At 61.4% G+C, this 22210-nt stretch carries 24 protein-coding genes, 2 pseudogenes and 1 riboswitch; of the genes and pseudogenes, 12 read left to right on the forward strand and 14 right to left on the reverse strand.

Going from position 1 to position 22210, the window contains the following annotated elements:
- Nucleotides 1-166 precede the first annotated feature (166 nt).
- Nucleotides 167-366 (forward strand): annotated as a pseudogene (locus HCN58_RS37410) (ATP-binding protein); the annotation flags it as partial.
- A 420-nt stretch (nucleotides 367-786) separates the two neighbouring features.
- Here the strand turns inward: HCN58_RS37410 and HCN58_RS11830 are convergent.
- Both HCN58_RS11830 and mddA read right to left on the reverse strand, forming a co-directional pair.
- Nucleotides 787-1773: an NADPH:quinone oxidoreductase family protein gene (locus tag HCN58_RS11830; RefSeq protein ID WP_171579483.1), complete on the reverse strand. Its 987-nt coding sequence runs from the start codon at nucleotides 1771-1773 to the stop codon at nucleotides 787-789.
- A gap of 1 nt (nucleotide 1774) precedes the next feature.
- Nucleotides 1775-2539, reverse strand: a complete 765-nt coding sequence (gene mddA / locus HCN58_RS11835; protein ID WP_171579484.1) for a methanethiol S-methyltransferase — start codon at nucleotides 2537-2539, stop codon at nucleotides 1775-1777.
- A 97-nt stretch (nucleotides 2540-2636) separates the two neighbouring features.
- On the opposite strand from mddA, the gene HCN58_RS11840 reads away from it, so the two are divergent.
- Entirely contained in the window at nucleotides 2637-4172 is a 1536-nt protein-coding gene (locus HCN58_RS11840) for a bifunctional AfsR/SARP family transcriptional regulator/alpha/beta hydrolase (RefSeq protein ID WP_171579485.1), read from the forward strand.
- Nucleotides 4173-4346: 174 nt separating this feature from the next.
- On the opposite strand, the gene HCN58_RS11845 is transcribed toward HCN58_RS11840, so the two are convergent.
- The 6 genes from HCN58_RS11845 to HCN58_RS11870 form a co-directional block, all read right to left on the reverse strand.
- Complete coding sequence (locus HCN58_RS11845) at nucleotides 4347-4985, reverse strand: TAXI family TRAP transporter solute-binding subunit (RefSeq protein WP_171579486.1); 639 nt, start codon at nucleotides 4983-4985, stop codon at nucleotides 4347-4349.
- Nucleotides 4986-5103: 118 nt separating this feature from the next.
- Nucleotides 5104-5316 (reverse strand): hypothetical protein, encoded by a 213-nt coding sequence (locus HCN58_RS11850; RefSeq protein ID WP_171579487.1) that lies wholly within the window; start codon nucleotides 5314-5316, stop codon nucleotides 5104-5106.
- On the reverse strand, nucleotides 5313-5804 hold the full coding sequence (locus HCN58_RS11855; protein ID WP_171579488.1) for a TAXI family TRAP transporter solute-binding subunit: 492 nt from the start codon (nucleotides 5802-5804) through the stop codon (nucleotides 5313-5315). The genes HCN58_RS11850 and HCN58_RS11855 overlap by 4 nt, the downstream gene beginning before the upstream one ends.
- Before the next feature lie 17 nt (nucleotides 5805-5821).
- Nucleotides 5822-6571: a carbonic anhydrase family protein gene (locus tag HCN58_RS11860; RefSeq protein ID WP_171579489.1), complete on the reverse strand. Its 750-nt coding sequence runs from the start codon at nucleotides 6569-6571 to the stop codon at nucleotides 5822-5824.
- Between the two features lie 91 nt (nucleotides 6572-6662).
- Complete coding sequence (locus HCN58_RS37415; protein ID WP_171579490.1) at nucleotides 6663-6863, reverse strand: DUF3551 domain-containing protein; 201 nt, start codon at nucleotides 6861-6863, stop codon at nucleotides 6663-6665.
- 781 nt (nucleotides 6864-7644) lie between these two features.
- Nucleotides 7645-8244: a gamma-glutamylcyclotransferase gene (locus HCN58_RS11870; protein ID WP_171579491.1), complete on the reverse strand. Its 600-nt coding sequence runs from the start codon at nucleotides 8242-8244 to the stop codon at nucleotides 7645-7647.
- A 111-nt stretch (nucleotides 8245-8355) separates the two neighbouring features.
- On the opposite strand from HCN58_RS11870, the gene HCN58_RS11875 reads away from it, so the two are divergent.
- Nucleotides 8356-9543, forward strand: coding sequence for a DUF2125 domain-containing protein (locus tag HCN58_RS11875; RefSeq protein WP_171579492.1), 1188 nt, complete (start codon nucleotides 8356-8358; stop codon nucleotides 9541-9543).
- A gap of 185 nt (nucleotides 9544-9728) precedes the next feature.
- Here the strand turns inward: HCN58_RS11875 and HCN58_RS11880 are convergent, their stop codons facing one another.
- From HCN58_RS11880 to HCN58_RS11890, 3 genes are read right to left on the reverse strand one after another with little or no spacing between them, the layout of a single operon-like run.
- Complete coding sequence (locus HCN58_RS11880; RefSeq protein ID WP_171579493.1) at nucleotides 9729-10670, reverse strand: prephenate/arogenate dehydrogenase family protein; 942 nt, start codon at nucleotides 10668-10670, stop codon at nucleotides 9729-9731.
- A complete protein-coding gene (hisC, locus tag HCN58_RS11885) occupies nucleotides 10667-11764 on the reverse strand; it encodes a histidinol-phosphate transaminase (RefSeq protein WP_171579494.1) in 1098 nt (365 codons plus the stop codon). The genes HCN58_RS11880 and hisC overlap by 4 nt, the downstream gene beginning before the upstream one ends.
- Before the next feature lie 27 nt (nucleotides 11765-11791).
- Complete coding sequence (locus HCN58_RS11890) at nucleotides 11792-12640, reverse strand: chorismate mutase (RefSeq protein WP_171579495.1); 849 nt, start codon at nucleotides 12638-12640, stop codon at nucleotides 11792-11794.
- 193 nt (nucleotides 12641-12833) lie between these two features.
- Nucleotides 12834-12913, forward strand: a riboswitch (SAM riboswitch).
- 82 nt (nucleotides 12914-12995) lie between these two features.
- On the opposite strand from HCN58_RS11890, the gene metX reads away from it, so the two are divergent.
- Both metX and metW read left to right on the forward strand, forming a co-directional pair.
- Nucleotides 12996-14198 carry a homoserine O-acetyltransferase MetX gene (gene metX / locus HCN58_RS11895; protein ID WP_171579496.1) on the forward strand — a complete coding sequence of 401 codons (1203 nt, stop codon included), beginning with the start codon at nucleotides 12996-12998 and terminating at the stop codon, nucleotides 14196-14198.
- A 1-nt stretch (nucleotide 14199) separates the two neighbouring features.
- Nucleotides 14200-14868, forward strand: coding sequence for a methionine biosynthesis protein MetW (gene metW / locus HCN58_RS11900; protein ID WP_171579497.1), 669 nt, complete (start codon nucleotides 14200-14202; stop codon nucleotides 14866-14868).
- Nucleotides 14869-15069: 201 nt separating this feature from the next.
- On the opposite strand, the gene HCN58_RS11905 is transcribed toward metW, so the two are convergent.
- Entirely contained in the window at nucleotides 15070-15936 is an 867-nt protein-coding gene (locus HCN58_RS11905; RefSeq protein ID WP_171579498.1) for an alpha/beta fold hydrolase, read from the reverse strand.
- 257 nt (nucleotides 15937-16193) lie between these two features.
- On the opposite strand from HCN58_RS11905, the gene HCN58_RS11910 reads away from it, so the two are divergent.
- Nucleotides 16194-17015, forward strand: coding sequence for a TIGR02594 family protein (locus HCN58_RS11910; RefSeq protein ID WP_171579499.1), 822 nt, complete (start codon nucleotides 16194-16196; stop codon nucleotides 17013-17015).
- 79 nt (nucleotides 17016-17094) lie between these two features.
- Here the strand turns inward: HCN58_RS11910 and HCN58_RS11915 are convergent, their stop codons facing one another.
- Together HCN58_RS11915 and HCN58_RS11920 are read right to left on the reverse strand one after the other, a co-directional pair.
- A complete protein-coding gene (locus HCN58_RS11915) occupies nucleotides 17095-17874 on the reverse strand; it encodes a phosphatase PAP2-related protein (RefSeq protein ID WP_171579500.1) in 780 nt (259 codons plus the stop codon).
- Between the two features lie 862 nt (nucleotides 17875-18736).
- The gene (locus HCN58_RS11920) at nucleotides 18737-19291 is read right to left on the reverse strand and encodes a styrene oxide isomerase (protein WP_171579501.1); all 555 of its coding nucleotides are present in this window, start codon (nucleotides 19289-19291) and stop codon (nucleotides 18737-18739) included.
- 374 nt (nucleotides 19292-19665) lie between these two features.
- On the opposite strand from HCN58_RS11920, the gene HCN58_RS11925 reads away from it, so the two are divergent.
- The 6 genes and pseudogenes from HCN58_RS11925 to HCN58_RS11950 all read left to right on the forward strand — a co-directional run bounded on the left by HCN58_RS11925 (nucleotide 19666) and on the right by HCN58_RS11950 (nucleotide 21678).
- Nucleotides 19666-19902, forward strand: a complete 237-nt coding sequence (locus HCN58_RS11925; RefSeq protein WP_171579502.1) for a hypothetical protein — start codon at nucleotides 19666-19668, stop codon at nucleotides 19900-19902.
- 89 nt (nucleotides 19903-19991) lie between these two features.
- Nucleotides 19992-20195, forward strand: a complete 204-nt coding sequence (locus tag HCN58_RS11930) for a hypothetical protein (protein ID WP_171579503.1) — start codon at nucleotides 19992-19994, stop codon at nucleotides 20193-20195.
- 86 nt (nucleotides 20196-20281) lie between these two features.
- Nucleotides 20282-20540, forward strand: a pseudogene (locus HCN58_RS11935) (hypothetical protein).
- The gene (locus HCN58_RS11940; protein ID WP_171579576.1) at nucleotides 20533-20829 is read left to right on the forward strand and encodes a hypothetical protein; all 297 of its coding nucleotides are present in this window, start codon (nucleotides 20533-20535) and stop codon (nucleotides 20827-20829) included. The pseudogene HCN58_RS11935 and the gene HCN58_RS11940 overlap by 8 nt, the downstream one beginning before the upstream one ends.
- Nucleotides 20830-21126: 297 nt before the next feature.
- Complete coding sequence (locus HCN58_RS11945) at nucleotides 21127-21405, forward strand: DUF1488 family protein (RefSeq protein WP_171579577.1); 279 nt, start codon at nucleotides 21127-21129, stop codon at nucleotides 21403-21405.
- 81 nt (nucleotides 21406-21486) lie between these two features.
- The gene (locus HCN58_RS11950; protein WP_171579504.1) at nucleotides 21487-21678 is read left to right on the forward strand and encodes a hypothetical protein; all 192 of its coding nucleotides are present in this window, start codon (nucleotides 21487-21489) and stop codon (nucleotides 21676-21678) included.
- Nucleotides 21679-22210: the final 532 nt, after the last annotated feature.

Genomic DNA, 22210 nt, shown 5'->3' on the forward strand with positions numbered 1-22210 from the left:
CGTGTGCACCCCGGGCTTTCGAAAAGAAGCATTGTACGACGAAGACAGGCCCTCCGAAAGGACCGATTTGGATTCCCGGACAAGGTCGCTGTGTGCGACATTAAGCCCCATCTCTCGTTGCGGTCACAGATCGGGATAGGGGGAGCCTCGGGGCTCCGCCCACCGCAAGCGGGCGGCAGCCGAAGCCCGCGAAAGCGAGCGGCCTTACCGCGAAGCCCTGATGGAGCTCGCGCACGCCGATCGCGTTGCTACAACGGGGCAGATGACTTCTCGATTGCCCATGAAATCAGTCAGCCGATTGCGGCGACGATGACCAACGCACAGGCCGGGTTGAACTGGCTAGACGCTCAGTCTCCAAATCTGGAGGTGGCACAAGACTACACGTCGAGAAGGATCGTTCTCGAAAGGCAGAAGTTGCCACTGTATCGCCTTGCTCAGAACGTCGGCTTCGGGTCCATAAGCGGACCAAATCTAGCTGCGAGCGTCCCTCCCGTTTTTGGCGGCGAGTTCTTTCGCGATCATGGCCCCGGTTTATTTCGGAACCGCCCCAAGCCTCTTGGGGTATGTTGCGAAGCTATCTCAACCCGAAACTCCCGCAAAACTCCCGCCACCTAAACCCGTCAATTCGTTGTCGCGTGCAAAGCCGATGCGCGGCCTCGAGAGCCGTACGGTGGCTTCGCAACGTTACCTTAGCCTCGTCGAGTCGCAGACTCCATTGGCAGACTTGGCGCATCGCAGAAGCGTTGCTCGATCACGACGGATTTCATGAATCTCCTTTCGATTCGGTCAAAGGTCGCGTCTGACCTGCAGCACGATTCGCCCCATCGCGCTCCGGTTCGCAACCAAGCTCATCGCCTCACCGGCACGCTGAAGCGGAAGCACCCGGTCAACCTGCGGGCGGAGCTTACTCTCGCCGACCCATGCCATGATGGCCTCCGTCGCGCGGGCAGCTTCGTCTGGATAGCGCTCCATCCAGGCACCGACGAAGACCCCGACGACCGAATAGTTCTTGAGCAGGGGCAGATTCATGGCGAGCGACGGAATCTCGCCGCTTGTGAAGCCGATTGGGAGCAGCCGGCCGTTCCAGCCCATAAGCCTTGCAAGGACGGCGAAGGGCGCGCCGCCAACATTGTCAACGCAGACATCGAGGCCTTTGCCGTCCGCAAGAACCTTCACACGTTCACGCACCTCTTCGCATGAATGGTCGACGACCTCGGCGGCGCCATGCGTGCGGACCATGGCCGCCTTCGCAGCACTGCCCACGACGGCAATGACCCGCGCGCCGATCAAATGCGCAATCTCGACGCAGGCGAGGCCAACCCCGCCGGCGGCCCCCGTCACAAGCACCGTCTCACCGGCCTGCAGCCGCGCCCGCTCGACCAGCGCGTACCAGGCCGTGAGATAGGTGTTCATGACTGTTGACCCCACTATGAAATCAACGTCGACCGGCAGCAATGCGACGCTGCTCTCCTTGGCAACCATGCGCTCCGCAAATGCACCGAACCAGTTTGCGCAACTGACCCGATCGCCGGGCCGGAAGCGCGTGACCCGGTCGCCACAGGCCAGCACGATTCCGGCGGCGTCCGTTCCCGGCACATAGGGAAGGGCCGGCCGCATCTGATAGCCGCCACAGCTCATCAGATAATCCATGTAGCTGACGGACGCGGCATGGACGTCGACGAGAACCTCGTTTGCTGCCGGGCGCGGTTCGGCGATCTCGGTGAAGCTCAGGGCTTCGATGCCTTTGAAGGCCTTGCAAAGAATGGCGCGCATCTCAGCCTCCGCGGCGTGTCTTTGAAGCGATGGAGCCGCCGCCGAAGAGACGCGGCATCAGCATCGGAACGCGTCGGCGATAATGCTCGTAGCTCGCGCCGAACTCCGCAACCAGGTCTCTTTCCTCGAGCCTAACGCCGACAAGAATGTAGGCGGTATTCATGAGGGCAAACAGCAAATGGCCGGCCGTCATATGCGGCGTCGCCCAGAAGGCGAGCAAAAGACCCAGCATCAGCGGGTGACGCACCAGGCGGTACAGGAGCGGCGTCTTGAACGCTTGCATACGACCGGCGGCTCCGCGCAGCGCGTCGACAACCTGGCGCAATCCGAACAGCTCGAAATGGTCGATCTGGAATGTCGAAACCAGCGCGACTAGCCAGCCCATCCAGAAGATCGCCGTGAGCATTGCTGCCGGCCAGCCCTCGACGCGCCAGATTGTCGCGACGATCGGGCGCCACTGCCAGAAGATCAGGATCAACAGAAAGCTCGCGATCAGTACATAGGTGCTACGCTCGCAGGAACTCGGCATGATTCGCGTCCACCAGCGCTTGAAGGCTGGACGCGCCATGACGCTGTGCTGGATCGCGAATACGCAGAGCAAAACCGCATCGATCAGGACCGCTTGCGCGAGCCCGCTGTCCGGTCCGACGTCGATCGTCTTCGGGACAAGAAAATTGCCAATGAAGGCCGGCGTGTAGGCAAATGAAAGAGAGAAGATGAGATAGCTCGCGAGGCCATAGATGAGGGCGGCGGCGCGTCCGGTCATGACGTTTCTCCAGAAGGTGACGGTGCAATGCCGCCGGTGCTATCATCGCAGCGTCCCTTGAGCGTCCCCGGACGCCATCATTGAAGATCGCATCGCCATGGCTTCGTTCAGTGTCCGGACGCTCGGATTCCCGGAAGTTCGTTGTGATGGCCGCCTGTGCCCGTTGGCGCTGCGCAAGGGCCTTGCGCTGCTGGTCTATCTGGCTGAAGCGAAGGGCCCGGTCGGGCGCGATGCGATTGCGACCATGTTGTGGCCGGAAAGCCCTACGGAGGTGGTAAGGGCACGGCTGCGTCGGTTGTTGCATCGCCTTCAGCTCACGCTCGGCGATGTCCTCGCATCCGACAGATCCACGGTTCGGTTGTCGGCGGCGATCAACCTGGACATCGATTCACGCCTGTTCGAAGAGGCTTGCGACCGTGGCGAGTTCGAGCGCGCCTGCGGTCTCTATCAAGCCGACTTCCTCGACGGCTTCTCGCCCGGCGACTGTCCGCAATTCGACGAGTGGGCGTTCTTTCGCAGGGAGGCCTTGCGTGGCCGCGCGATCCAGGCGCTCGAGCGGGTGGTGCAGGAGAAGCGCGCAGCGGGCGACTACGCGTCCGCCGCCGCGCATGCCGGCCGTCTGGTTGCGCTCGATCCGCTGAGCGAAATCTATGCCCGCCACCTCATCCGCAATCTCATTCTGGGCGGCGATCGGGCCGCGGCCGAGCGCCAGCTCAAGGCGCTGACACAGCGTTTGCGCGACGAACTCGACGTGGCGCCCGAAGCCGAGACGAGCGCGCTGCTCGAGGCCGGCGCCGCGGAGCTGCCGCCGACGCAATATGTCAGCGGCGGAAGTGTGCATCTCGCGTTCCAGACCTATGGCAGAGGGCGCACCGACATTCTGATGCTGACCGGCTTCGTGTCCCACGTCGAACGGGTCTGGGAGGACGCAAGGTGCCGGGCCTTCCTTTCCGCGCTTGCGGCGATGGGCCGCCTCGTCCTGCTCGATCGCCGTGGCGTCGGCCTGTCCGACCGGGTCGGGTTCAGCCCCAGCGCGGAGGCAACTGCGCAGGACATCCGCACCGTGCTTGATGCCGCAGGCTCGCGCCGGGTCGTGCTGTTCGGCGCATCCGAAGGCGGACCGGCCTGCATCAGATTCGCGGCTGATCATCCCGACCGCGTCGCCGGGCTGATCCTGTTCGCTTCGCTCGCGAAGGGAAGTTCTGCACCCGACTATCCGCATGCGTTGCACGCCGATCAGTATGACGCGTGGCTGCAGCAGCTCGTTTCGGCCTGGGGTGGGCCTGCCGGAATCGAGACGTTCGCGCCGAGTCTAGCCGGCGATGCCAAAGCGAGAGCTTGGTGGGCCGGCCTGCTTCGTGCGGCTTCAAGCCCGGGCGCCATCAGGGGCGTGCTGGAGGCCTTGCGCGATACGGATGTGCGGCATCTTCTGGGGCGGGTTGCCGTTCCGACGCTGGTGCTCCACCGCCGCGGCGACCGCGCCGTCCGCATCGGCGCCGGGAGACATCTCGCCGATCACATCCCGCGGGCACGATTCATCGAGCTCGACGGCGCCGACCACTGGGCCTTCGCCGGCGATGGGCAAGCGGTGCTTGATACCATCAGGCAGTTCGTCGGCGATCTCACGGAGTAATGTTGTCAGGTTTGTTGATCAGGCGCCTTTGTGGCGCTGACTTTTTGCCGCATGGCTTCAACGCGGCTAACCGGACAAAGATGGCTATCGCGGCCACGGGTTCAGTCGGCTTTATGAGTACACACCTCAGCTCAGCGGTCGCTGTCCTCTGCGGGAAGAGGCGGCGGATGTTGGTCATGCAGCATCGCCCCCGCGAGCCGGTGCAGTTGCGAATGGCGAAAGCCTTCCGCCTCGATCGCCTTCACGGCTTTGGGGCACCAGCCGATAACGTTGCTTTACAACACCACGAGCTGCTTCACGGTACCAGGGCGAAAAACATGAATGCCGCAGGTTACCCACGACAATAGAGGACACGCCCATGTAACGTTCGAGTTCCAGTTCCAGGATTTCGTCGATACACCGCTCAGCCTCCATCAATTCCAACTCGGTGCCAGCCGCCTGCACTCGACCTGCCAGTTCATTCAGCCCCATCAAAAGATGGTCCCTGGATGGATCCGCATCCCTCGTCATGAATTTCCAGGTCGCCGCAAGCATCGACGCCATCAATCCGAGCAGCATCACCAGATAGAACAGCTTGTCGGCGTATCTATCGAGGAACGTTTGTTGCTCACCATTGAAGTACAGGGCGGCGCCGGGGTGAATCGGAATATGGGCGTCCTTTTCGAGGCTGGGGGCGCCGATCTGGGCGAAAATGGGATATTCGCCGAGCAGGTCGCGCCGAAGCTCCATCATCGCCTTCGCGAGCGAAGCCACAATGTTGTCGCCCAGCTTCTTATTGGCGACGAGATAGAACGGCACACGAAGGGTAGTCATATCCTCGTCCGGAATTGCCGGCGAACCGCGAATGTACCCCGCGGAAGATCGTAGCTCTCATAGGCCCGAGCGGTCGCCGCAATGGCACCGGCGGACTCGATCGGTATGAGTTTGGGCCTCAGCTTTGTGTTGCGCGGAAAGACTCGCCAAGCATCGCGAGATACTTTTCCGAGATCGGCATCACGACTAACAGCGCTTGCGCCTGCTTGGCCTGCAGCGCCTGTGAGGCTTCACTCGGCGAGAGATCCTTGAGGGTGAGTTTCATCCGATCAAGGTCATAGGCCTTCAAGATCGCCGCAACGAGTTGTTGGTTTATGCCGGCGGCGATCACGCGACCGTTTTTGCCTTCAAACCCTCTGCGCTTTCGATGGAGCTTCCCGGCGGTACGGCGATCAGCACCACTGCATAGGTCATGATCACGACACTGCGTGCCGCAGACAGATCGCCGATATCGCCCCTCACAACGGCCAAGTCGGTTTCACCGGCCGCAAACGCATTGGCAGTGTCGAGTGCAGTGCCTTTGTCGATGATCCTGAGCTGTACAGGTGCATTGGTGGCGGCCATGCGGGTTGCGACCAGCGACATCAACCGCGTGACGTCGCCATCAACTGAGCCGGTGGCCACGGTAAGCACGGCCGGTCTACTAATGTAGCGATAGCCGAGAAGCCCGGCTGCGCATGCCAGAACGACGAGGCTGAATACGACAGTTACGCGCAACCACCGTGGCAAGCGTCCCGCTGCGACGGCCGCAAACATCGCACCCGCGCCCGCGCTGACGGCGGTCCGCGAAGCCTCGCGCAGCTTTGTCACTGCGGTCACCTCCTTTCCCCGACGCCTCAGCCGGAGAACTCGACCGCGCCCGTTTCGAGATGGTACATTGCGCCAGCAATCTTGATGCTGCCCTTCGATTCCAATTCCGCCAGGACAGGGCTATCTTTCCGAATGTTCGCGACCGTCAGCTCGACGTTCTTCCGTGCGACAGCATCGACGAATGCATAGTTCTTCGCCGATCGTTCGCCGGAATAGGTCGTTGCTTCGACGGCCGGTTTGATCCTCGCGAGCAATCCCGTCAAATTGCCGAGTTCAGCATTGTCGATCGCACCCTTGATCGCCCCGCAGGCGGTATGGCCCATCACGAGCACGACCTTCGCTCCAGCAAGCTTGCAGGCGAATTCTAGGCTCCCGAGAATATCTGGATTTTCGATATTGCCTGCCACCCGGCTATTGAAGATGTCACCGATGCCAAGGTCCATGATAACTTCGGCCGGCGCGCGCGAGTCGATGCAGCTGAGCAACGCTGCCGCCGGATACTGCCCTGCTGCGCTTGCTCGTTGTTCTCGCAGGTAGTTGCGATCTTTCCTTTCGCCCTTTCGAAAGCGCTCGTTTCCCTTTTTCATCGCCTGGATGATCTGTTCCGGCGTGAACTTGTCGCGTTGCTCCCGGGTGAGAGCGTCTGCGCGGGCATCGTCCGGAAAAAGGAGACCGCCACCGCCCATTCCGACCACAGTCGCAGAAGCCATTATCCCTAGAATTTGCCGGCGGTCGAAACAATTGCAAGCCCGAGAGTGTCGGATTTTCTGACGCATTGGTACCTCCAGTCCACAGGTCCCGCTGCACAAGCTGCTCGTCCCAAATCGCTCGGAGCCGCTTCGTGTAAGCTAGAATGCTAATGGTGACTTAAGGTCGGTGTACGCAATATCCCATTCTTCCGCTGACTGAAGCCTGGCATTGTTCTTGGGTGTAATAGCTGCAGTGCAATTTTCCCTCGATTTTGGAGCACCAATGAGCTTTTCGGCTTTTGGCTTCTCCGGGTGTAGCAAGGGTCATCGTGACTGCCGCAAGTACGATCAAAATAATTCCAAAAATCGACCTCTGCATGGGAAACTCCTAGTATGGCTCGTGTGGATTACCGGGCGCCTTCTCCTGCATGCCGCAACGCGGAAAGAAATTATTTGAGATAAATCAAGGCACCGAGCCTCAGCGCGATACCCAAGCTCCTTTCAGCGGAAAAGGCCAAGCTCATCTGGACGGCATATAGGATCGCGCTTGTGCTGCAGTTCGTCAACCACAACTTGCAACCAATGAGCAGATAGGAGGAGTAATGTCAGTCAGATCATGCATGATCTTTTTCATAACATTACTTGCAATGGTGTTGCCGTCTGAAGGGCATGCGCTCTGCTACTGCAACTGCACAGCAGCGAGCGGCAACACTTGCACTGTAAGTGTTCCAGACTTTGCTTGCAATAACGTCGGGAATTCGCGTTGCACGAAACCGACGGAGCCATGTCGGTATGACTGCAGTCGCAAGCTTCCCCGCCCTTCTGCCTGCTTCGCGCTGAAGCGCTGTAGCGTTCGCACACACAACTAAGTCGGTTGGATCAATAGTCCTGGAGATTTCAGCACTTAACGGCGATTGACGAGGGCAATAGCGCCGAGGCGATACCATGATTGCGGCGCAGACTCCCTTATGGACAAGGCATGGCCCGCAACGGCCTGAGCATTTATTAAATAATCACACCGTTTTTAGACGCGCGGTCCACTCCGTCCGCTTTGGTCATTAACAGACATGCCAGTCTCGGTCTTCGAGGTGTCCGCTTTGCCCCAACGGCGGATACTGGCGATCGCCATTTCAGTCGGTTTTATGAGTACACACCCCAGCTCAACGGTCGCTGTTCTCTGCGGGAAGCGGCGGCTGATGCTGGTCGTGCAGCATCGCCGCGAGCCGGTGCAGTTGAGAATCGCGAAAGCCTTCCGCCTCGATCGCTTTAACGGTTGAGAGAACGTAATCGCGGTTGACGCCGGACTGGCCGTGGCCCTGCAGCACATGGCGCAGTTGCTCGGCGAGCGACAGCCGCCCGGCATATTGCACATGGCCGCGGTCGACCACGTAGACGAGGGCGCTGACGCGCTGGCGCGCCTCGTTCTCCAGCCACACCGACCGCATCACCTCCCGGTAGACCGAGGTGACCTGCTCGCGCTCGCGCAAATAGGCGATTATGGCGGCGCGGTTCTTCTCCGCGACGCGGAACGCGATGCCGCGGCAGGCGCCGCCGCGGTCGAGTCCGAGGACGAGGCCGGGCTTTTCCGGCGTGCCGCGATGGACGAAGGAATAGACGCAGAGCGCGCGGTGTTCACCGATCAGCCGCGCCGGAACCCGTTCAAGAAATTCGAAGCCCGGGCGCCACATCAGGGAGCCGTAGCCGAACACCCAGAGGTCGCCTTTGGAGAATTCCGTATCGTTGAGCGTAATTGCGGACATACCGGGTGCACCGCTACCAGAACGGCGCGACAAAGCGAAGTGGATTCAAAGCCTTTTGTTGCGGCAAGCGGATGCTTACATTCGCCCAAATCGCCAGCCAAAGGACGCCGCATGCCTGACATGACCCCTGCGCCGCACCGGCGCCCGCTGTGGCGCCTCTTCATCATGCCCGCTTTGCTCGTTGTTGCCGCTGCGGCATGGAGCGCATTCTGGTTCTATGCCGCGTCCGAAGTCGGCGTGCGCGCCGACGCATGGGCCGCACAGGAGGCGAAGTCCGGCCGCGTCTATGCGTGCGGCAAGCGCTCGGTCGCCGGCTATCCGTTCCGTCTCGAAGTCCGCTGCGACGACGCCAGCGTTTCGCTGGTTTCGCAGACCGCGGGCGCGCAGGCGCCGTTCACCGCGCGGCTCGGCGAGATCATGGTGATCGCGCAGATCTACCAGCCGAAGCTCTTGATCGCCGAATTCAAGGCGCCGGCGACGCTCGCCGATCGCGGCCAGCCGCCGTCGATGAAGGTGAACTGGACCTTGGGCCGCAGCAGCGTGAACGGACTGCCCGATATCCCGCAGCGCGCCTCGATCGTGTTCGACCATCCCTCGATCGATCGTGTCAACGGACCGGTCGAGACGCCGCTCGCGCGCGCCAATCACATCGAGCTGCACGGCCGTCTTGCCGAAGGCTCGACGAAGGATCACCCCGTGATCGAAACCGTGCTGCAGATAACGGGCGGCAATGTGCAGGAGGTGCACCCGTTGCTGGCCCAGCCGTTCGATGCCGACGTCCAGACCAAGCTGACTGGCCTGCAGGATTTATCGCCAAAACCGTGGCCCGAGCGGTTCAGGGAGCTGCAGGCGGCGGGCGGCCATGTCGAGATCGTGCGGTCGCGGATTCAACAGGGCGATCTGATCTCGGTTGCCGCCGGTACGTTGGGTCTCAATGCGCAGGGCCGGATCGACGGCGAATTGCAGATGACGGTGGCGGGAATCGAGAAGGTGATTCCGGCGCTTGGCCTCGAGAAGATGTTGGAGGAGGGCGTGCCGCAGGCAACGCTTGATCGCGTCGCGCCCGGCGTCAAGAGCCAGGATCTCAACAATCTATTCGGCGCGCTTGACAAGGCGATCCCGGGGCTCGGCAAGGTCGTCAAGCAGAACGCCAATGCCGGCGTCACCGCCGGCATCAATTCGCTCGGCAAGGAAGTGGAGCTGGAGGGCCGGAAAGCGCGTGCTTTCCCGCTGCGCTTTGTCGATGGCGCGGTGTTTCTGGGGCCGCTGAAGGTCGGGCAGGTGCCGCCGCTGTTTTGAGTGATCGTCGTCGATCTTGCCTCGCGGTCATCGTCCGCGAAGGCGGACGATCCAGTATTCCAGAGGCTTTGGTGATTAGTCGATCGGCCGCGGCGTACTGGATACCCCGCCTTCGCGGGGTATGACGACTTTGTGCGATCTCAATATTGCTGCGCTCGCAACCACGGCAATGAGATCTGCGCCCCTCACTCCGCCTTCTTTTCCAGCGGCGGATGCGGGCGGCCGAAATCCGGCGCGGCCGAATCCTGGCCGATCTCGACGATGCCGCGGCGGATGGCGCGGGTACGGGTGAAGTGCTCGAACAGCGCCTCGCCGTCGTTGCGCCGGATCGCGCGGGTGAGCTTTGACAGGTCCTCGTTGAAGGTGCCGAGCATTTCCAGCACGGCCTCCTTGTTGTTCAAAAACACGTCGCGCCACATCGTCGGATCGGAGGCTGCGATGCGGGTGAAGTCGCGAAAGCCGCCGGCGGAGAACTTTATCACCTCAGAAGACGTCACCTGCGCCAGCTCGTCCGCCGTGCCGACGATGGTGTAGGCGATCAGATGCGGCAAATGGCTCGTGATCGCCAGCACCAGGTCGTGATGGTCCGGCGTCATGGTCTCGACCTTGGCGCCCATGCCGGCCCAGAACGCGCGGAGCGTTTCGACCGCCATGGGGTCGGTGGCCTCGGGCGGCGTGAGAATGCACCAGCGATTGATGAAGAGTTCGGCGAAGCCGGAGTCGGGCCCGGAATGCTCGGTGCCGGCAACCGGATGCGCTGGCACGAAATGAACGTTCAGCGGCAGATGCGGCGCCATTTCGCGGACGATAGCGCCCTTGACCGACCCGACGTCGGAAACGATCGCGCCCGCTTTCAGGAACGGTGCGATCTCCTGCGCGACCGGGCCGCAGGCGCCGACGGGGATGCAGAGAATCACGAGGTCGGCGTCATTAACGGCTTCCGCGTTGGTCTCCAGCACGCGATCGACGATGCCGAGCTCGGTGACCCGCGCGCGGGTTTTTTCCGAGCGCGCGGTGGTGACGATTTCGCTCGCAAGCCCCTCGGCCCGCACCGCGCGCGCGATCGAGCCGCCGATCAGGCCGAAGCCGATCAGCGCGACGCGTCGGAAGATCGGTGCCGCGCTCACTTGGCTGCCATGAAGTCGCGCAAGGCATCGACGACGAGGCGGTTGGCCTCCTCGGTGCCGATGGTCATACGCAGCGCATGCGGCAGGCCGTAATTCTTGAGCGCCCGCAGCACCAGGCCGCGTTTGGTCAGGAACGCGTCCGCATCCGCCGAGGTCTTGCCCTTCTCGGTCGGGAAGTGAATCAGAACGAAATTGGCGACGCTCGGCGTCACCTTCAGCCCAACCTTGCCGATCTCTTGGGTCAGCCAGTTACGCCACTGTTCTGTGAACGCCTTCGACTTCTGGACATGCGCGGTGTCCTCGATTGCGGCCACCGCCGCCAGCATCGCCGGCGTCGAGACGTTGAAGGGACCGCGGATCCGGTTGACGGCGTCGACGATGTGGGCCGGGCCAAACATCCAGCCGATCCGCAACGCCGCCAGTCCGTGAATCTTGGAGAAGGTGTGCGTCATCACCGTGTTTTCGGTGGTCGCCACCAGCTCGAGGCCGAGCTCGTAATCGTTGCGCGACACGTAGTCGGAGTACGCAGCGTCCAGCACCAGCAGCACATGTGGCGGCAATCCGGCGCGCAGCCGCTTGACCTCATCGAACGGCACGTAGGTGCCGGTCGGGTTGTTCGGGTTGGCGAGCCAGATCAGTTTCGTGCGCGGCGTTACCCGCGCGAGAATGGCGTCGACATCAGCGGTAAAATTGGTCTCGGGCGCGACGACGTTCTTGGCGCCGTTTGCCATCGTCGCGATCGGATAGACTAGGAAGCCATGCGTGGTCGAAATCGCCTCATCGCCCTGGCTGAGATAGGTGTGCGCCAAAAGATTGAGGATCTCGTCCGAGCCGGCGCCACAGATGATGCGGTTGGGATCGAGCCCGTAGGCGCGGCCGATCGCTTCGCGCAGCACCCGCGAGGTCCCTTCCGGATAGTCCTCCAGATGCGCCGCCGCGTCCTTGTAGACTTCGATTGCCCTCGGCGACGGCCCGAACGGGGTCTCGTTGGCCGACAGTTTGAACACCTTGCGGCCCGGCTCCGGCACCGGCGTCTTGCCGGGCGTGTAGGGCGCAATGTCGAGAATGCCGGGATTCGGCACGGGGCGGTTCATCTTCAACTCCGGAATTTCGGGCGGCGCCTAAGGCTTCGCCGACCCGTTCGGGGGCACCGTATAGCGTGTTGCGTGGCTGCCGACGAGAGCCGACGAGCGCACCGAGGCGCCGGCCCGGATCAGGGCGGTCTTGATTTTTTCAAAGCCGGTACCGGCATCCGACACCAGAAGCGCCGCGCCGTCGAAAGCGGTATCGGGCACGGCGACGATTTCGGCGAGCGGCGCCAGGGCGCGGGCGATATCGGCATTCCAGCCGGCGACGCGCACGCTCCACATCTGCACCTCCGTCACCATGGCATCGTCGGCGACGCGCGAGATCACGAACACCGGCAGCGCGGCCGGATGATCGGCGCGTTCGAGGAACGGCAGCCGGGCAATTATTTTTGGCGCGCCTTCGGTTTCCAGCGCACTCCACCACGGCGTACGGCTAGAGACCGCCGAGACCAGCGCCAGATCGCCCTTCGATTTCGCCACCGCTTCCACCGCGGCCTGCGCGCTGAAATGGCCGACATAGGGCACCACAAAGCCGAAATGAAACCGCGCCGAATCCCGCATCGCGGGCTCGCCGACCGAGACATCCGCATGCACCGAGAACGGCGCCTGGACGTAAGTGAAGGTCGAGATGATGACGCGCCAGATGCTCTCGATGGTATCGAGCGGCAGGATGCCGCGATGGCGCTCGACCAGGCCGCGCATCATGCTGGCCTCGCGCGCGGGCCGGAACGCCGAGCCCACTTCCTGGGTCTGCTTCACCTGGATCAGCCGATCGATGATGTCGCCGCGCGCCATCAGGAGGCGATGGACCTGCTCGTCGATCGCGTCGATCTCCTTGCGCAATTCCTGCAGCGAGGGCGGAGCCGGGGGAGCCTTGGACATCTCAGAGTTGGACATCTCAGAGTTGGGCATGTCAAAACCTTCAGCGCCGGATCGGTCTGAAATCACCACCCGGCAAGGGCATTGATTAGAAAAGACGGCCGCCGAAAGCAAAGAGAAACGTCAGACCCGCCATCGTCCCTGCAGGGTTAACCTTGCGGCTGCCTTGACGAGGGACCTGCTTCGGACTAGCTTTGTTCCATTCCGTGGTCATTTGAGCCGGCCGGCTTGCAGCCACGTTAAACAACTCGCTAAACAGGCCGGGGACAGATTTGATCCCGGCCGGACCTTTCGTTCAGGCCGGGTTTTTTGCGGCCGATTTCTGTCTGTAAGGACCTCCGCGAGGAGGAAGGTCGGGATGACACAATTGCAGTCGGTACCCAGTCCGTCGATTCACAGCGAGGATCGCGCCCACGAGGCTGATCATCCGACTTCGCCGGTGGCAAAGTTCGGCATCGAGCAGCCCTTGAAACTCGATTGCGGCATCGATCTCGCGCCATTCCAGATCGCGTACCAGACCTATGGCGATTTGAACGCCGATCGCTCCAATGCGATCCTGATCTGCCACGCACTGACGCTGGATCAGCATGTCGCCAACGTGCATCCTCTCACCGGCAAGGCCGGCTGGTGGGAAATCATGGTCGGTCCCGGCCGTCCGCTCGACACCGACAAATATTTCATCATCTGTTCGAACGTGATCGGCGGTTGCATGGGATCGACCGGTCCGGCCTCGACCAATCCGGCGACCGGCAAGGCGTGGGGGCTGGATTTTCCGATCATCACCATCCCCGACATGGTCCGCGCGCAGGCGATGTTGCTCGATCGGCTGGGCATCGAAACGTTGTTGTGCGTCATCGGCGGCTCGATGGGCGGCATGCAGGTGCTGCAATGGACGGCCGCCTATCCAGAGCGGGTGTTTTCCGCGCTGCCGGTCGCGTGCAGTACACGCCATTCGGCGCAAAACATCGCGTTTCACGAACTTGGCCGGCAGGCCGTGATGGCCGATCCGGACTGGCATCACGGGCGCTATTTCGAACGCAGCACGCATCCGCACCGCGGACTGGCGGTCGCGCGGATGGCAGGGCACATCACCTATCTCTCCGACGCCGCGCTGCATCGCAAGTTCGGGCGGCGGATGCAGGACCGCGAGCTGCCGACGTTTTCGTTCGATGCGGATTTCCAGGTCGAAAGCTATCTGCGCTATCAGGGCTCGTCCTTTGTCGAGCGCTTCGACGCCAACAGCTATCTTTATCTGACACGCGCGATGGATTATTTCGATATCGCCGCCGACCACGACGGCGTGCTGGCTGAAGCATTTCGCGGCATCAAGACCCGCTTCTGCGTGGTGTCGTTCACCTCCGACTGGCTGTTTCCGACCTCGGAATCGCGGGCGCTGGTGCATGCACTGAACGCTTCCAGTGCGCGGGTGTCGTTTGCCGAGATCGAGACCGACCGCGGCCACGACGCCTTCCTGCTCGACGTGCCCGAGTTCTTCGACATTTCTCGCGCCTTCCTGGAATCCGCAGGCAAGGCGCGTGGCCTCGACGGTGCAGGTGGCTGATATGGCCGTTCAGGAACAAGTATTGCCGCTCGGCGGCATAGCGCCCGATCGCACCGGCAAGTATCGCACCGACCATCTCCTCGTGGCCGAAATGATTCCGGCCGGCTCAAAAGTGCTCGACGTCGGCTGCGGCGATGGCGAACTGCTGCAACTCCTGGAGAGCCGCGGCATCGATGGCCGCGGCATCGAATTGTCGCGCGAGGGCGTCAACCGCTGCGTCGCCAAGGGCCTCGCGGTGGTGCAGGGCGACGCCGACACCGACCTCGTTAACTATCCGGACGATGCTTTCGATTATGTCATCCTGTCGCAGACGCTGCAGGCGACGCGACAACCGAAGCCGGTCCTGGAAAACCTGCTGCGCATCGGCCGGCGCGCAATCGTGTCGTTCCCGAATTTCGGCTTCTGGAAGATGCGGCTGCAATTGCTCGTCGGCGGCCACATGCCGCGCACGGAGAACCTCCCGGCGACCTGGTACGACACGCCAAATATCCATTTCTGCACGATCAAGGACTTCGTGCAGCTCTGCGACGAGATCAATGTCAAGATGGAGCGCGCGGTGGCGCTCGACCTCTACGGCCGCCCGGTGCCGCTGAACCTGCCCTGGTGGGTCTGGAACATGTTCGGCGAGCAGGGCGTGTTTTTGCTGAGCAGGGGTGAGAAGGGGAGGTAGAGAAAGCGTGCCGCAACGGCGGTCCACTCCCTCTCCCGCCTGCGGGGGGAGGGCCGGGGTGCGGGTGCTTCCGCATAACCTGCGCGTCGAGTGGATAGACCTTCCCCCACCCGCCGCGCTCTAACGAGCGCGTCGACCTAAGAGCGAGCTTCGCTCGTCTCGACCCCGAAAGCGGGAGAGGTGCACTGCCGTTGCGGCGCGTTATCCGGCCACCATCGACCTCGGATCCCGCACCGGCCATCGGCCGGCTTCCACCAGCGCGATGAACCGCTCGACCATTTCGTTGAACAGTGCCGGCTCTTCCAGATTGAGCACGTGGCCCGACTTCGGAAAGAACGAAAGCCCCGCCGCCGGCAGATGCTGCTTCAGGAACAGGCTCGGCCCGACGCAATTGTCGTCCTCGTCGCCGCACAGGATCAGCGCCGGCGTCGGCACGCGTCGGATCGCATCCGTCATGGTGTAGATCGAGGGCCGCTTGCCTTGAAAGCTTCGCATGGTATTGGCCGAGCCCCTGGCGTCGTGCCGCGCCAGCGCGGCGTAGAAATCGGCGTGGCCGCGCGGGTCCTTCAGCAAAAATGGAATCCGGCTCGGCGCCTCGCGCGTCACCTTGGCGACTTCAACCGATCCGATCGTTTCATACTGCTCGGCATTGGCGACGCATTGCGCGCGGAAGGCGTCGAGATGTTCGAGTGACGAGCCAGCGCCGATGGCGGCGAGGGTCATCGACAGCGCGCGATCCGGCGCGTTGAGGCCGACTTGCAGCGAGGAATAGGAGCCCATCGACAGACCGACGAAATGCGCTTTGGCGATGCTGAGGTGGTCGAGCACGGCGAGCGCGTCGGTGTAGAAATATTCGTAAGTGTAGACGCCAGCCGAGGGCGGCACGTCGCTTGGCGTATAGCCGCGCCCCGAATAGGCGATGCAGCGGTGGCCGCGCGAGAAGTAGCGCATCTGCGGCTCCCAATTGGTGTGGTCGGCCGCGAACTCGTGCAGGAAGATGATCGGCGTCCCGCTTCCCGCCTCTTCGAAGTAGAGACGGACGTTGTCCTTGGCGGCGGCGTAAGGCATTTCGTTTCCTCTCGATTTTCTTGCTTTTGCGCAACATCATTACGCGATCATCGCTGAAAATTGCAGTTAATTCTCTGGGCTGCAATGCGGCGAAACGGATTCATTTTCGCCGCGGAATCATCGCGGAATCAGCCCGAAATTGTTTCCGTGCCGCCACATGAAATCTTCCTCTCGTCACATCCCGCAACGCAAAACGCCGCCCGCGTTCGTTCGTAGACGAACGCAAGGGGAAGTGGAGTAGGTACAGAGGTTCAAGTATGCGTCAGTTGTTTGTGTTTCGCCGGTCGCTTCGTTTCGTTGCGCTGGCACTGTGTTCGGCTTCCATCTTCGTATTTGTCTCTCCGGCTTCAGCAAGACCACATCACGGCGCAGGGCGACACGCTCGCGCTTATTACGCCGGTCATCACGTCAAGCATTATGCATATCGCCACCATCGCCATTCAGCCCGGATGTCGCGCTGGGAGCGCAGGGCTGCACAAATGCAGGCCGGCGACACCAATCCGAGCTTCATGGAAAGCACGTCCAACACAGCGGCAGCGCGCGCCGATCGAGCCGGCCGTCGTGCCCGGCTCCGGCACGCCGCGCATGAATCGCGCTGGGAGCGCGCGGTCACGCAGATGCACGCGCGCGGTCTTGCCGACGCCAACGCAAGCGTCACGCCGGGAGCGGGCTTCGAATCCAATTCAACGGTAACGCCAACCGGCGGCGCGATGGCCTCCAGCTACACTTCATCGAATGTCGTCGCCGAAGCGCGGAAATATCTCGGCGGCAATCCCACGGGACGCGGCAGCCTGTGGTGCGCGCGCTTCATGAACATGGTGCTGCAGCATTCCGGCTATCGCGGCACCGGTTCCGACATGGCGAGCTCGTTCGCAAAATACGGCCAGCGCATTTCCGGCCCGCAGGTCGGCGCGATTGCGGTAATGTCGCGCGGCCGCCGGGGCGGCCATGTCGGCATCATCACCGGCGTCGACGCCAAGGGCAATCCGATCATGATCTCGGGCAACAACGGCAACCGCGTCCGCGAAGCCCCGGTCTCGCGCGGCCGGATCTACGCCTACGTCATGCCGACGAGCTGATCCACGTCGTTGCGAGTCATCGGGTCGCGTAAATGCGCGCCCGATGAGGGCTCCACCAGCGCTAAGCCGTTCGGATCATTCAGTCAGTCCTGGATTGACCGTTCGGCGATGATTCATCGCCGACGAGGTGCAGCGCGAACGGTTTAGGCGCGGACCCATATCCGCTGTCGGCTGGGGCCAATATCCTTCGCCTTGTCCGCTTTGCTCGCGGCATAGCTTCGCTCTCGGAGGAACGAAACAGTACGTAGTCGCGACGAAACAGCCAGCACGAAATCTGAAAGATGCCGTGGGTGATGAACAATGCGGCGAGCACATCGATCGAATAGTGATAGTGGCCGAGCAGCACGATTGAACCGAAGAAGCAGGTCAGCGTGAGGTAGAATATCCGACATTGCGGGATGTGCCAGAAGGCAAGCGCTGCGAGAAGCGGCAGGCCGGTGTGGCCGGAAAAGAACAGGTCGCTGCCGTAGAAGATGGAGTTGAAGAACGGTGCCGGCTGCTGCGGATCGATCGGCGATGGCGCCACGTGGGTGAGGGCTACGAACACGGAGCGGACCAACAGGAACAGCGCTGCGGTTTTCAGTGCGAATGGCAGCCGGTTCGGCCGCCAGGCCAGCAGTCCTGCGGTGATCACGAACGCTGTGAACGTCCCGTAAATGAACAGAAAACGCACGTTGAACGGCCCGACGCGGCTCAGCACGAAGTCGGTGACATAGTTGCTGGCGTGAACGGTCGCGTAGGTGACGGCAGCGTAGATAGCAATGGAGCTGGCGGCGAGGAAAAATGCGCCTTCGGATAGCGAGCGCAAATACGCACGATTGCCCAACAGCGTTCGGTAGAGCCGTATGGTGTCTTCCATTGCGACTATCCCTCCGTTCGCAAATGTGTAATGCAGGGCGCGGCAGCGGCGTATGAACTACGCCACATCTCGGAAATGTGGCGCTTGTTGCGTGGAATTAAATCGGCGCTGCGTATCCCTTTGCCGCACTGGCCTCTCAGTTTTGTGAAGATGTTTCGTGGGGACACTCCGGGACGAAACAGCAGGACCGCCCAACGAAGTCGTTTTCTCAGTATGACGAAGACACCCTGAAACAAACTAGTGGTTTGATGGCTCTCCCCAAACAACCGGAGGCTATATGAGCCTCCCTGGGACGAGGTTCAGGCTCACGAGAGATTTGCCTGAGGCGGAAGGTGTCATCATGCGCGAAGATTTTGCTTCATCCAGTTTTCTGGCTGTTATCGTCGTAAGTTTGATTGTTATTTGTACTGGCCTTCTCGCGCTTGGAATCTGAAAATCCAGTCCAAGGCGGCCATGCGTCTCGCGGCTGGATCTCCGCCTACGTTTTGCCGACGAGTTGAAGCGGGCTCAAATCGTAAGGTGGGCAAAGGCGCGCAAGCGCCGTGCCCACATCAATGGTTTGCGTGCAAAGCAAAGGTGGGCACGTCGTGCATCCCGACCTCGCAATCGACGTTGTGGCGATTGCGCCGGTATGCCGCATTAGCACTTGCTACTTCATAAGCTGCTCATGGCGAGGAGCGCCAACGGGTCCGCGCGTAGCGCGGCCCGATGACAGGCTCCGCCCGTCTCCCGACGATGCTTCGCATCGCCGGAGAACCATGAGGCCCGTCTGTGGTTACATCCTTCGAGACGCCCGCTCCGGGGGCTCCTCAGGGATGAGGGTTTGAGCAGTTGTGACGCAATAGAATTAGAATGTTGCTACCTAGGCGGTTCGTGCCGAAGCGGATTTGCCGCGAAGGCCCCAAAGTATCAGCGCAAATGCAACGATCCCGGTTGGGGCGGCCGGATACATGACGGCTTGGATCACTGCTTCCTGAAAGTCGCTGCCGCGCGCTCCCTGCGCTGCTATTGGAATGATCGTGCCGCCCGCGCCCCACAGGGCGGCAAGAACAGATCCGGCAATCGTCGCAAGAGCCGAATAGACAAGGAACCAGAATGCGATTTTTGCTGCTGTAGTTCCGCACCGGAGCATCGGCCACATGAGTCCCACTGCCAGGAACAAGACTCCGGTAAAACCACTCAGAGTATAGACCGAGCGGCCGAGATTGGGCACCGCAAACGCAGGAATAGCGAAGCCCTCAAATGAAGTGAAGAGAAATAGCGCAATGCCGAGTTGCAACAGACGACGTCCCTGGCGTGATAGCAGTTCTGACGGGCCCATGACACGCTCCTTGTTTTTGCGCCACGCAATAGTTGGCAGGACCGAAGCAAGCCCGGCAGCGTTGATCGCTGCGACGCCAGAGATGGCCATGAACATGCTTACGCCGCGCCGTATTGTGGCCCCTTCGCCCCGTATCAGCCGCGAAAATCGAGGACCGTCGGCTCGACGACGGCGGGCAGAAAGTTGTCATTCGTCATCAGGAGCTTTCAGGCGTTACGCCCAGCAAGCGTAGCCCGGGTGAGCGCAGGGACCGCGCCGCGAGAATGCCGGCGCGTTGCGGTTCGTGCCGCTTGTTGGGGTCGACGGCGTTTGCCTAAACTGCCCCAGTTCCCGCAGGCGGCAACCTGCGTACACTTTTTACATAACCCCCGGTGCCATTTAGGCGTAGGCTGTCTCCCATCACCGCTCTGTCTTTGGCTTCCATCGGTGACTGAGAGTGTTGTGCTCCCGCCGGACAAGGGAGGGCCTAAATGCCCGACGCGCAACTCACCAACAAGCTGTCGCTTCGTCACACCGTGCGATTCCGCTGTCCAATGTGTCGAGCCGACATGGAGGTGTTACGTGTCGTATCGGGAAGGCCCGGCTTCGAGCAGCGGACCTTACGATGCGGGAAATGCGGGCTGATCCAGGAAGTGCAGGCGGCTGCGGATCCGATTAACACCGAAGGGCTGGCGCGGCTGGGCAGTTCGCTGAGGCCGCCCCAATAAAGGCGCCCGATCTGATACGGTCGATTTATCTCGCTATTGGCGACGATTGGGCGCAGCGTTCGCGGGGCTGTCAAACAAGGAGGCCGGTCATGAACGGCAACATATTCAACAGTAAGGGAACCCGCGTCGCTGTGGTGGTCGGTCCAGAAATTTTCGATCTTAGCGGCAAGAAGCTCTTTGACCTCAAGGGCAAGAACATCTACCGGCTATCCGGTGAATTGGTTGGTCATCTAAATGACGCGAGCGGTACGGAGAAGCGGCTCGACAAGGCGACCGATCGATTGTTCTTGTAATTTCCGACGCCAGCCCCGACTGGACAAATACCGCTTTGTTCGAGAAATCGATAGCTATTTGCGGAGAAAGGGCGCACGGTTGATAGATGACCACGCGCTCGCGACGGGAAATGATTCATTTCAAGCGTCCGTTCCATCTCAAGGGGGTCGGCCGGCTGTTGCCGCCGGGTGCTTATGAGGTCGGAAATGATCGAAGGTCTTTCATTTCGGAGCTTCCGCCGCGTCGCCACCATGATCATGGTCCCGGGCGCGGCACCGCACCAAACCTCGACGGAAATGATCTCGATCAGCTCGGTCGATCTTTCCGATGCGCAGCGCGACGACGCGATCGCATCTCGTGAGTGAAACCCCGGTCGATCTCGACAAGCACCGGGGCATGGCGGCGCAGAAAGCGACCGACATCCGCCGCGTGCTCGCCGACGTCGAGGCCAACGCAAAGCTGCAGCGGGACCGTCAGGCCGCCCTTGAGCTGCAGCTCTTGACCGTCCCGGCTGAGTCGTGGCCGGAGGCGGTCGCAAAGGCGCGGTACGTCCTGAATCTCTATGCGGCGGATTTAGCGCCGACCGACACGCATCACCGAGACCTGGTGGCCACCGTACTGGCCGACCTCACCCGCCTCGCTGGTGAAAGCTGACGAAGCGAATATTCCGGCTCGGCAGTCGAGATTCTTGCTATCCAACTTCGAACGCGCAACTGAAAGCATCACATGCAAAATCTCTCGCCGCGTCACGTCAAGACTGAAGAATCGCTCCGCCTCGGTGTCATCTCCGGATGGTACTCCACCAAAGTCAGCGGAACATTCGTCTCTGGCCCGCACGATTCCGAAGCCGAGTGCCTGCGCAGGATTGCGGAGATCGATCATCAGCCCGTCAGGAAAAGATGATTGGCATGGGAAATTTGTGGTGCGGCCCTCATCAGCCGGAGAGATCAAATGACACTCGTGCGCGGCGACATCGGTGGTTATGAATTCAATCGCATGGTGGTCCTGTTCTCGATGATCGACGGCGCCAGGGTGATACCGGTCGCCATTAGCGCCGCGGCGATGGACGATCTCGAACATGTCTCCCGCACAGCGGCGGACCAGCGCGAACAACAGTTCGTGCGGCTGCGGGATCGGATCGAACAATGCGCATCACGAAAATTTCTCGCCGGAGAGTTCGAAGGCAATCCTCCTGGCATTATTCTGCGCGGCATCGATTTTCGCAAATAGTTCGAGCAGGTTTGGTTCGAAGTAAATGCGGCGGCATATCCCCGCCTGAACTGAACAGGTGGTCATAGAGGTAGAAACAAGATGAACGAACGCCATGAGATTTTGAAAAAGGCGCGGGACCGCATGATTGAGGATCGCGATACGCATGCAAAGGTGCTCGCCGCGCCGTTCGATCGTGACAAGGCGGAGCGCGCGCGGCTAAAATTCATCGAGATACAGAGCTTGATAGACGCGATCGATCGTGCGATGGCCGCCGAACGGGCGGCGTTTTAGGGAAGCCGGCAGCAAGCGTAGCCCGGGTGAGGCAGCGACACCCGGGACCTTTTCGCGAGATGCCCGCTCATCGCGGAGCCTGCCATCGGACTCGCGTTCGCGCGACCCCTTGGTTCATGCGGGCTCCTGACTGATTTGCCGCGCGCAAGCGAAAATTCAACGCGCGGCTGCGGCAATCCAACATGACGGGCAAATCACTTCGGATTTTCAGAAATCGTGTCAAGCCCGGAATCAAAAAATATTCCGCTTAACATGATGGCCAAATCAGCCGCATAACTCCGCCCGTCTCACGGCAGATGAGGGGCGCTTCGCGATCGTCACGAACGTGCGGTGAGATGCGATGGACGCTGATGACGCGAAAGATGTACGCGCCGAAAGCGTACGGTGAAATCGTGTGGTTCTGGCGCCGCGGTGCTGGCGTTAAGTCCGAGAGAAGCGAAGCTTCTCGGAGGCGACGGTGGCAAGAAAGCCGTTCACCGGGAAGAGCACGAAGTAAGCCGTAAAGCCATTGCGCAGGGAAGGCCGGGATGCT

This window comes from Bradyrhizobium australiense (assembly GCF_013114825.1).
Lineage (GTDB): Bacteria > Pseudomonadota > Alphaproteobacteria > Rhizobiales > Xanthobacteraceae > Bradyrhizobium > Bradyrhizobium australiense.

Coding starts and splice junctions, on each gene's coding strand:
- HCN58_RS11845 (WP_171579486.1), bottom strand. CDS start 4,985: ATGACTACCCTTCGTGTGCCGTTCTATCTCGTCGCCAATAAGAAGCTG.
- HCN58_RS11920 (WP_171579501.1), bottom strand. CDS start 19,291: ATGTTCATGGCCATCTCTGGCGTCGCAGCGATCAACGCTGCCGGGCTT.
- HCN58_RS11830 (WP_171579483.1), bottom strand. CDS start 1,773: ATGCGCGCCATTCTTTGCAAGGCCTTCAAAGGCATCGAAGCCCTGAGC.
- HCN58_RS11950 (WP_171579504.1), top strand. CDS start 21,487: ATGAACGAACGCCATGAGATTTTGAAAAAGGCGCGGGACCGCATGATT.
- HCN58_RS11930 (WP_171579503.1), top strand. CDS start 19,992: ATGAACGGCAACATATTCAACAGTAAGGGAACCCGCGTCGCTGTGGTG.
- hisC (WP_171579494.1), bottom strand. CDS start 11,764: ATGAACCGCCCCGTGCCGAATCCCGGCATTCTCGACATTGCGCCCTAC.
- HCN58_RS37415 (WP_171579490.1), bottom strand. CDS start 6,863: ATGCAGAGGTCGATTTTTGGAATTATTTTGATCGTACTTGCGGCAGTC.
- metW (WP_171579497.1), top strand. CDS start 14,200: ATGGCCGTTCAGGAACAAGTATTGCCGCTCGGCGGCATAGCGCCCGAT.
- metX (WP_171579496.1), top strand. CDS start 12,996: ATGACACAATTGCAGTCGGTACCCAGTCCGTCGATTCACAGCGAGGAT.
- HCN58_RS11905 (WP_171579498.1), bottom strand. CDS start 15,936: ATGCCTTACGCCGCCGCCAAGGACAACGTCCGTCTCTACTTCGAAGAG.
- HCN58_RS11875 (WP_171579492.1), top strand. CDS start 8,356: ATGCCTGACATGACCCCTGCGCCGCACCGGCGCCCGCTGTGGCGCCTC.
- HCN58_RS11870 (WP_171579491.1), bottom strand. CDS start 8,244: ATGTCCGCAATTACGCTCAACGATACGGAATTCTCCAAAGGCGACCTC.
- HCN58_RS11860 (WP_171579489.1), bottom strand. CDS start 6,571: ATGCGTCAGAAAATCCGACACTCTCGGGCTTGCAATTGTTTCGACCGC.
- HCN58_RS11890 (WP_171579495.1), bottom strand. CDS start 12,640: ATGTCCAAGGCTCCCCCGGCTCCGCCCTCGCTGCAGGAATTGCGCAAG.
- HCN58_RS11925 (WP_171579502.1), top strand. CDS start 19,666: ATGCCCGACGCGCAACTCACCAACAAGCTGTCGCTTCGTCACACCGTG.
- mddA (WP_171579484.1), bottom strand. CDS start 2,539: ATGACCGGACGCGCCGCCGCCCTCATCTATGGCCTCGCGAGCTATCTC.
- HCN58_RS11945 (WP_171579577.1), top strand. CDS start 21,127: ATGACACTCGTGCGCGGCGACATCGGTGGTTATGAATTCAATCGCATG.
- HCN58_RS11910 (WP_171579499.1), top strand. CDS start 16,194: ATGCGTCAGTTGTTTGTGTTTCGCCGGTCGCTTCGTTTCGTTGCGCTG.
- HCN58_RS11840 (WP_171579485.1), top strand. CDS start 2,637: ATGGCTTCGTTCAGTGTCCGGACGCTCGGATTCCCGGAAGTTCGTTGT.
- HCN58_RS11915 (WP_171579500.1), bottom strand. CDS start 17,874: ATGGAAGACACCATACGGCTCTACCGAACGCTGTTGGGCAATCGTGCG.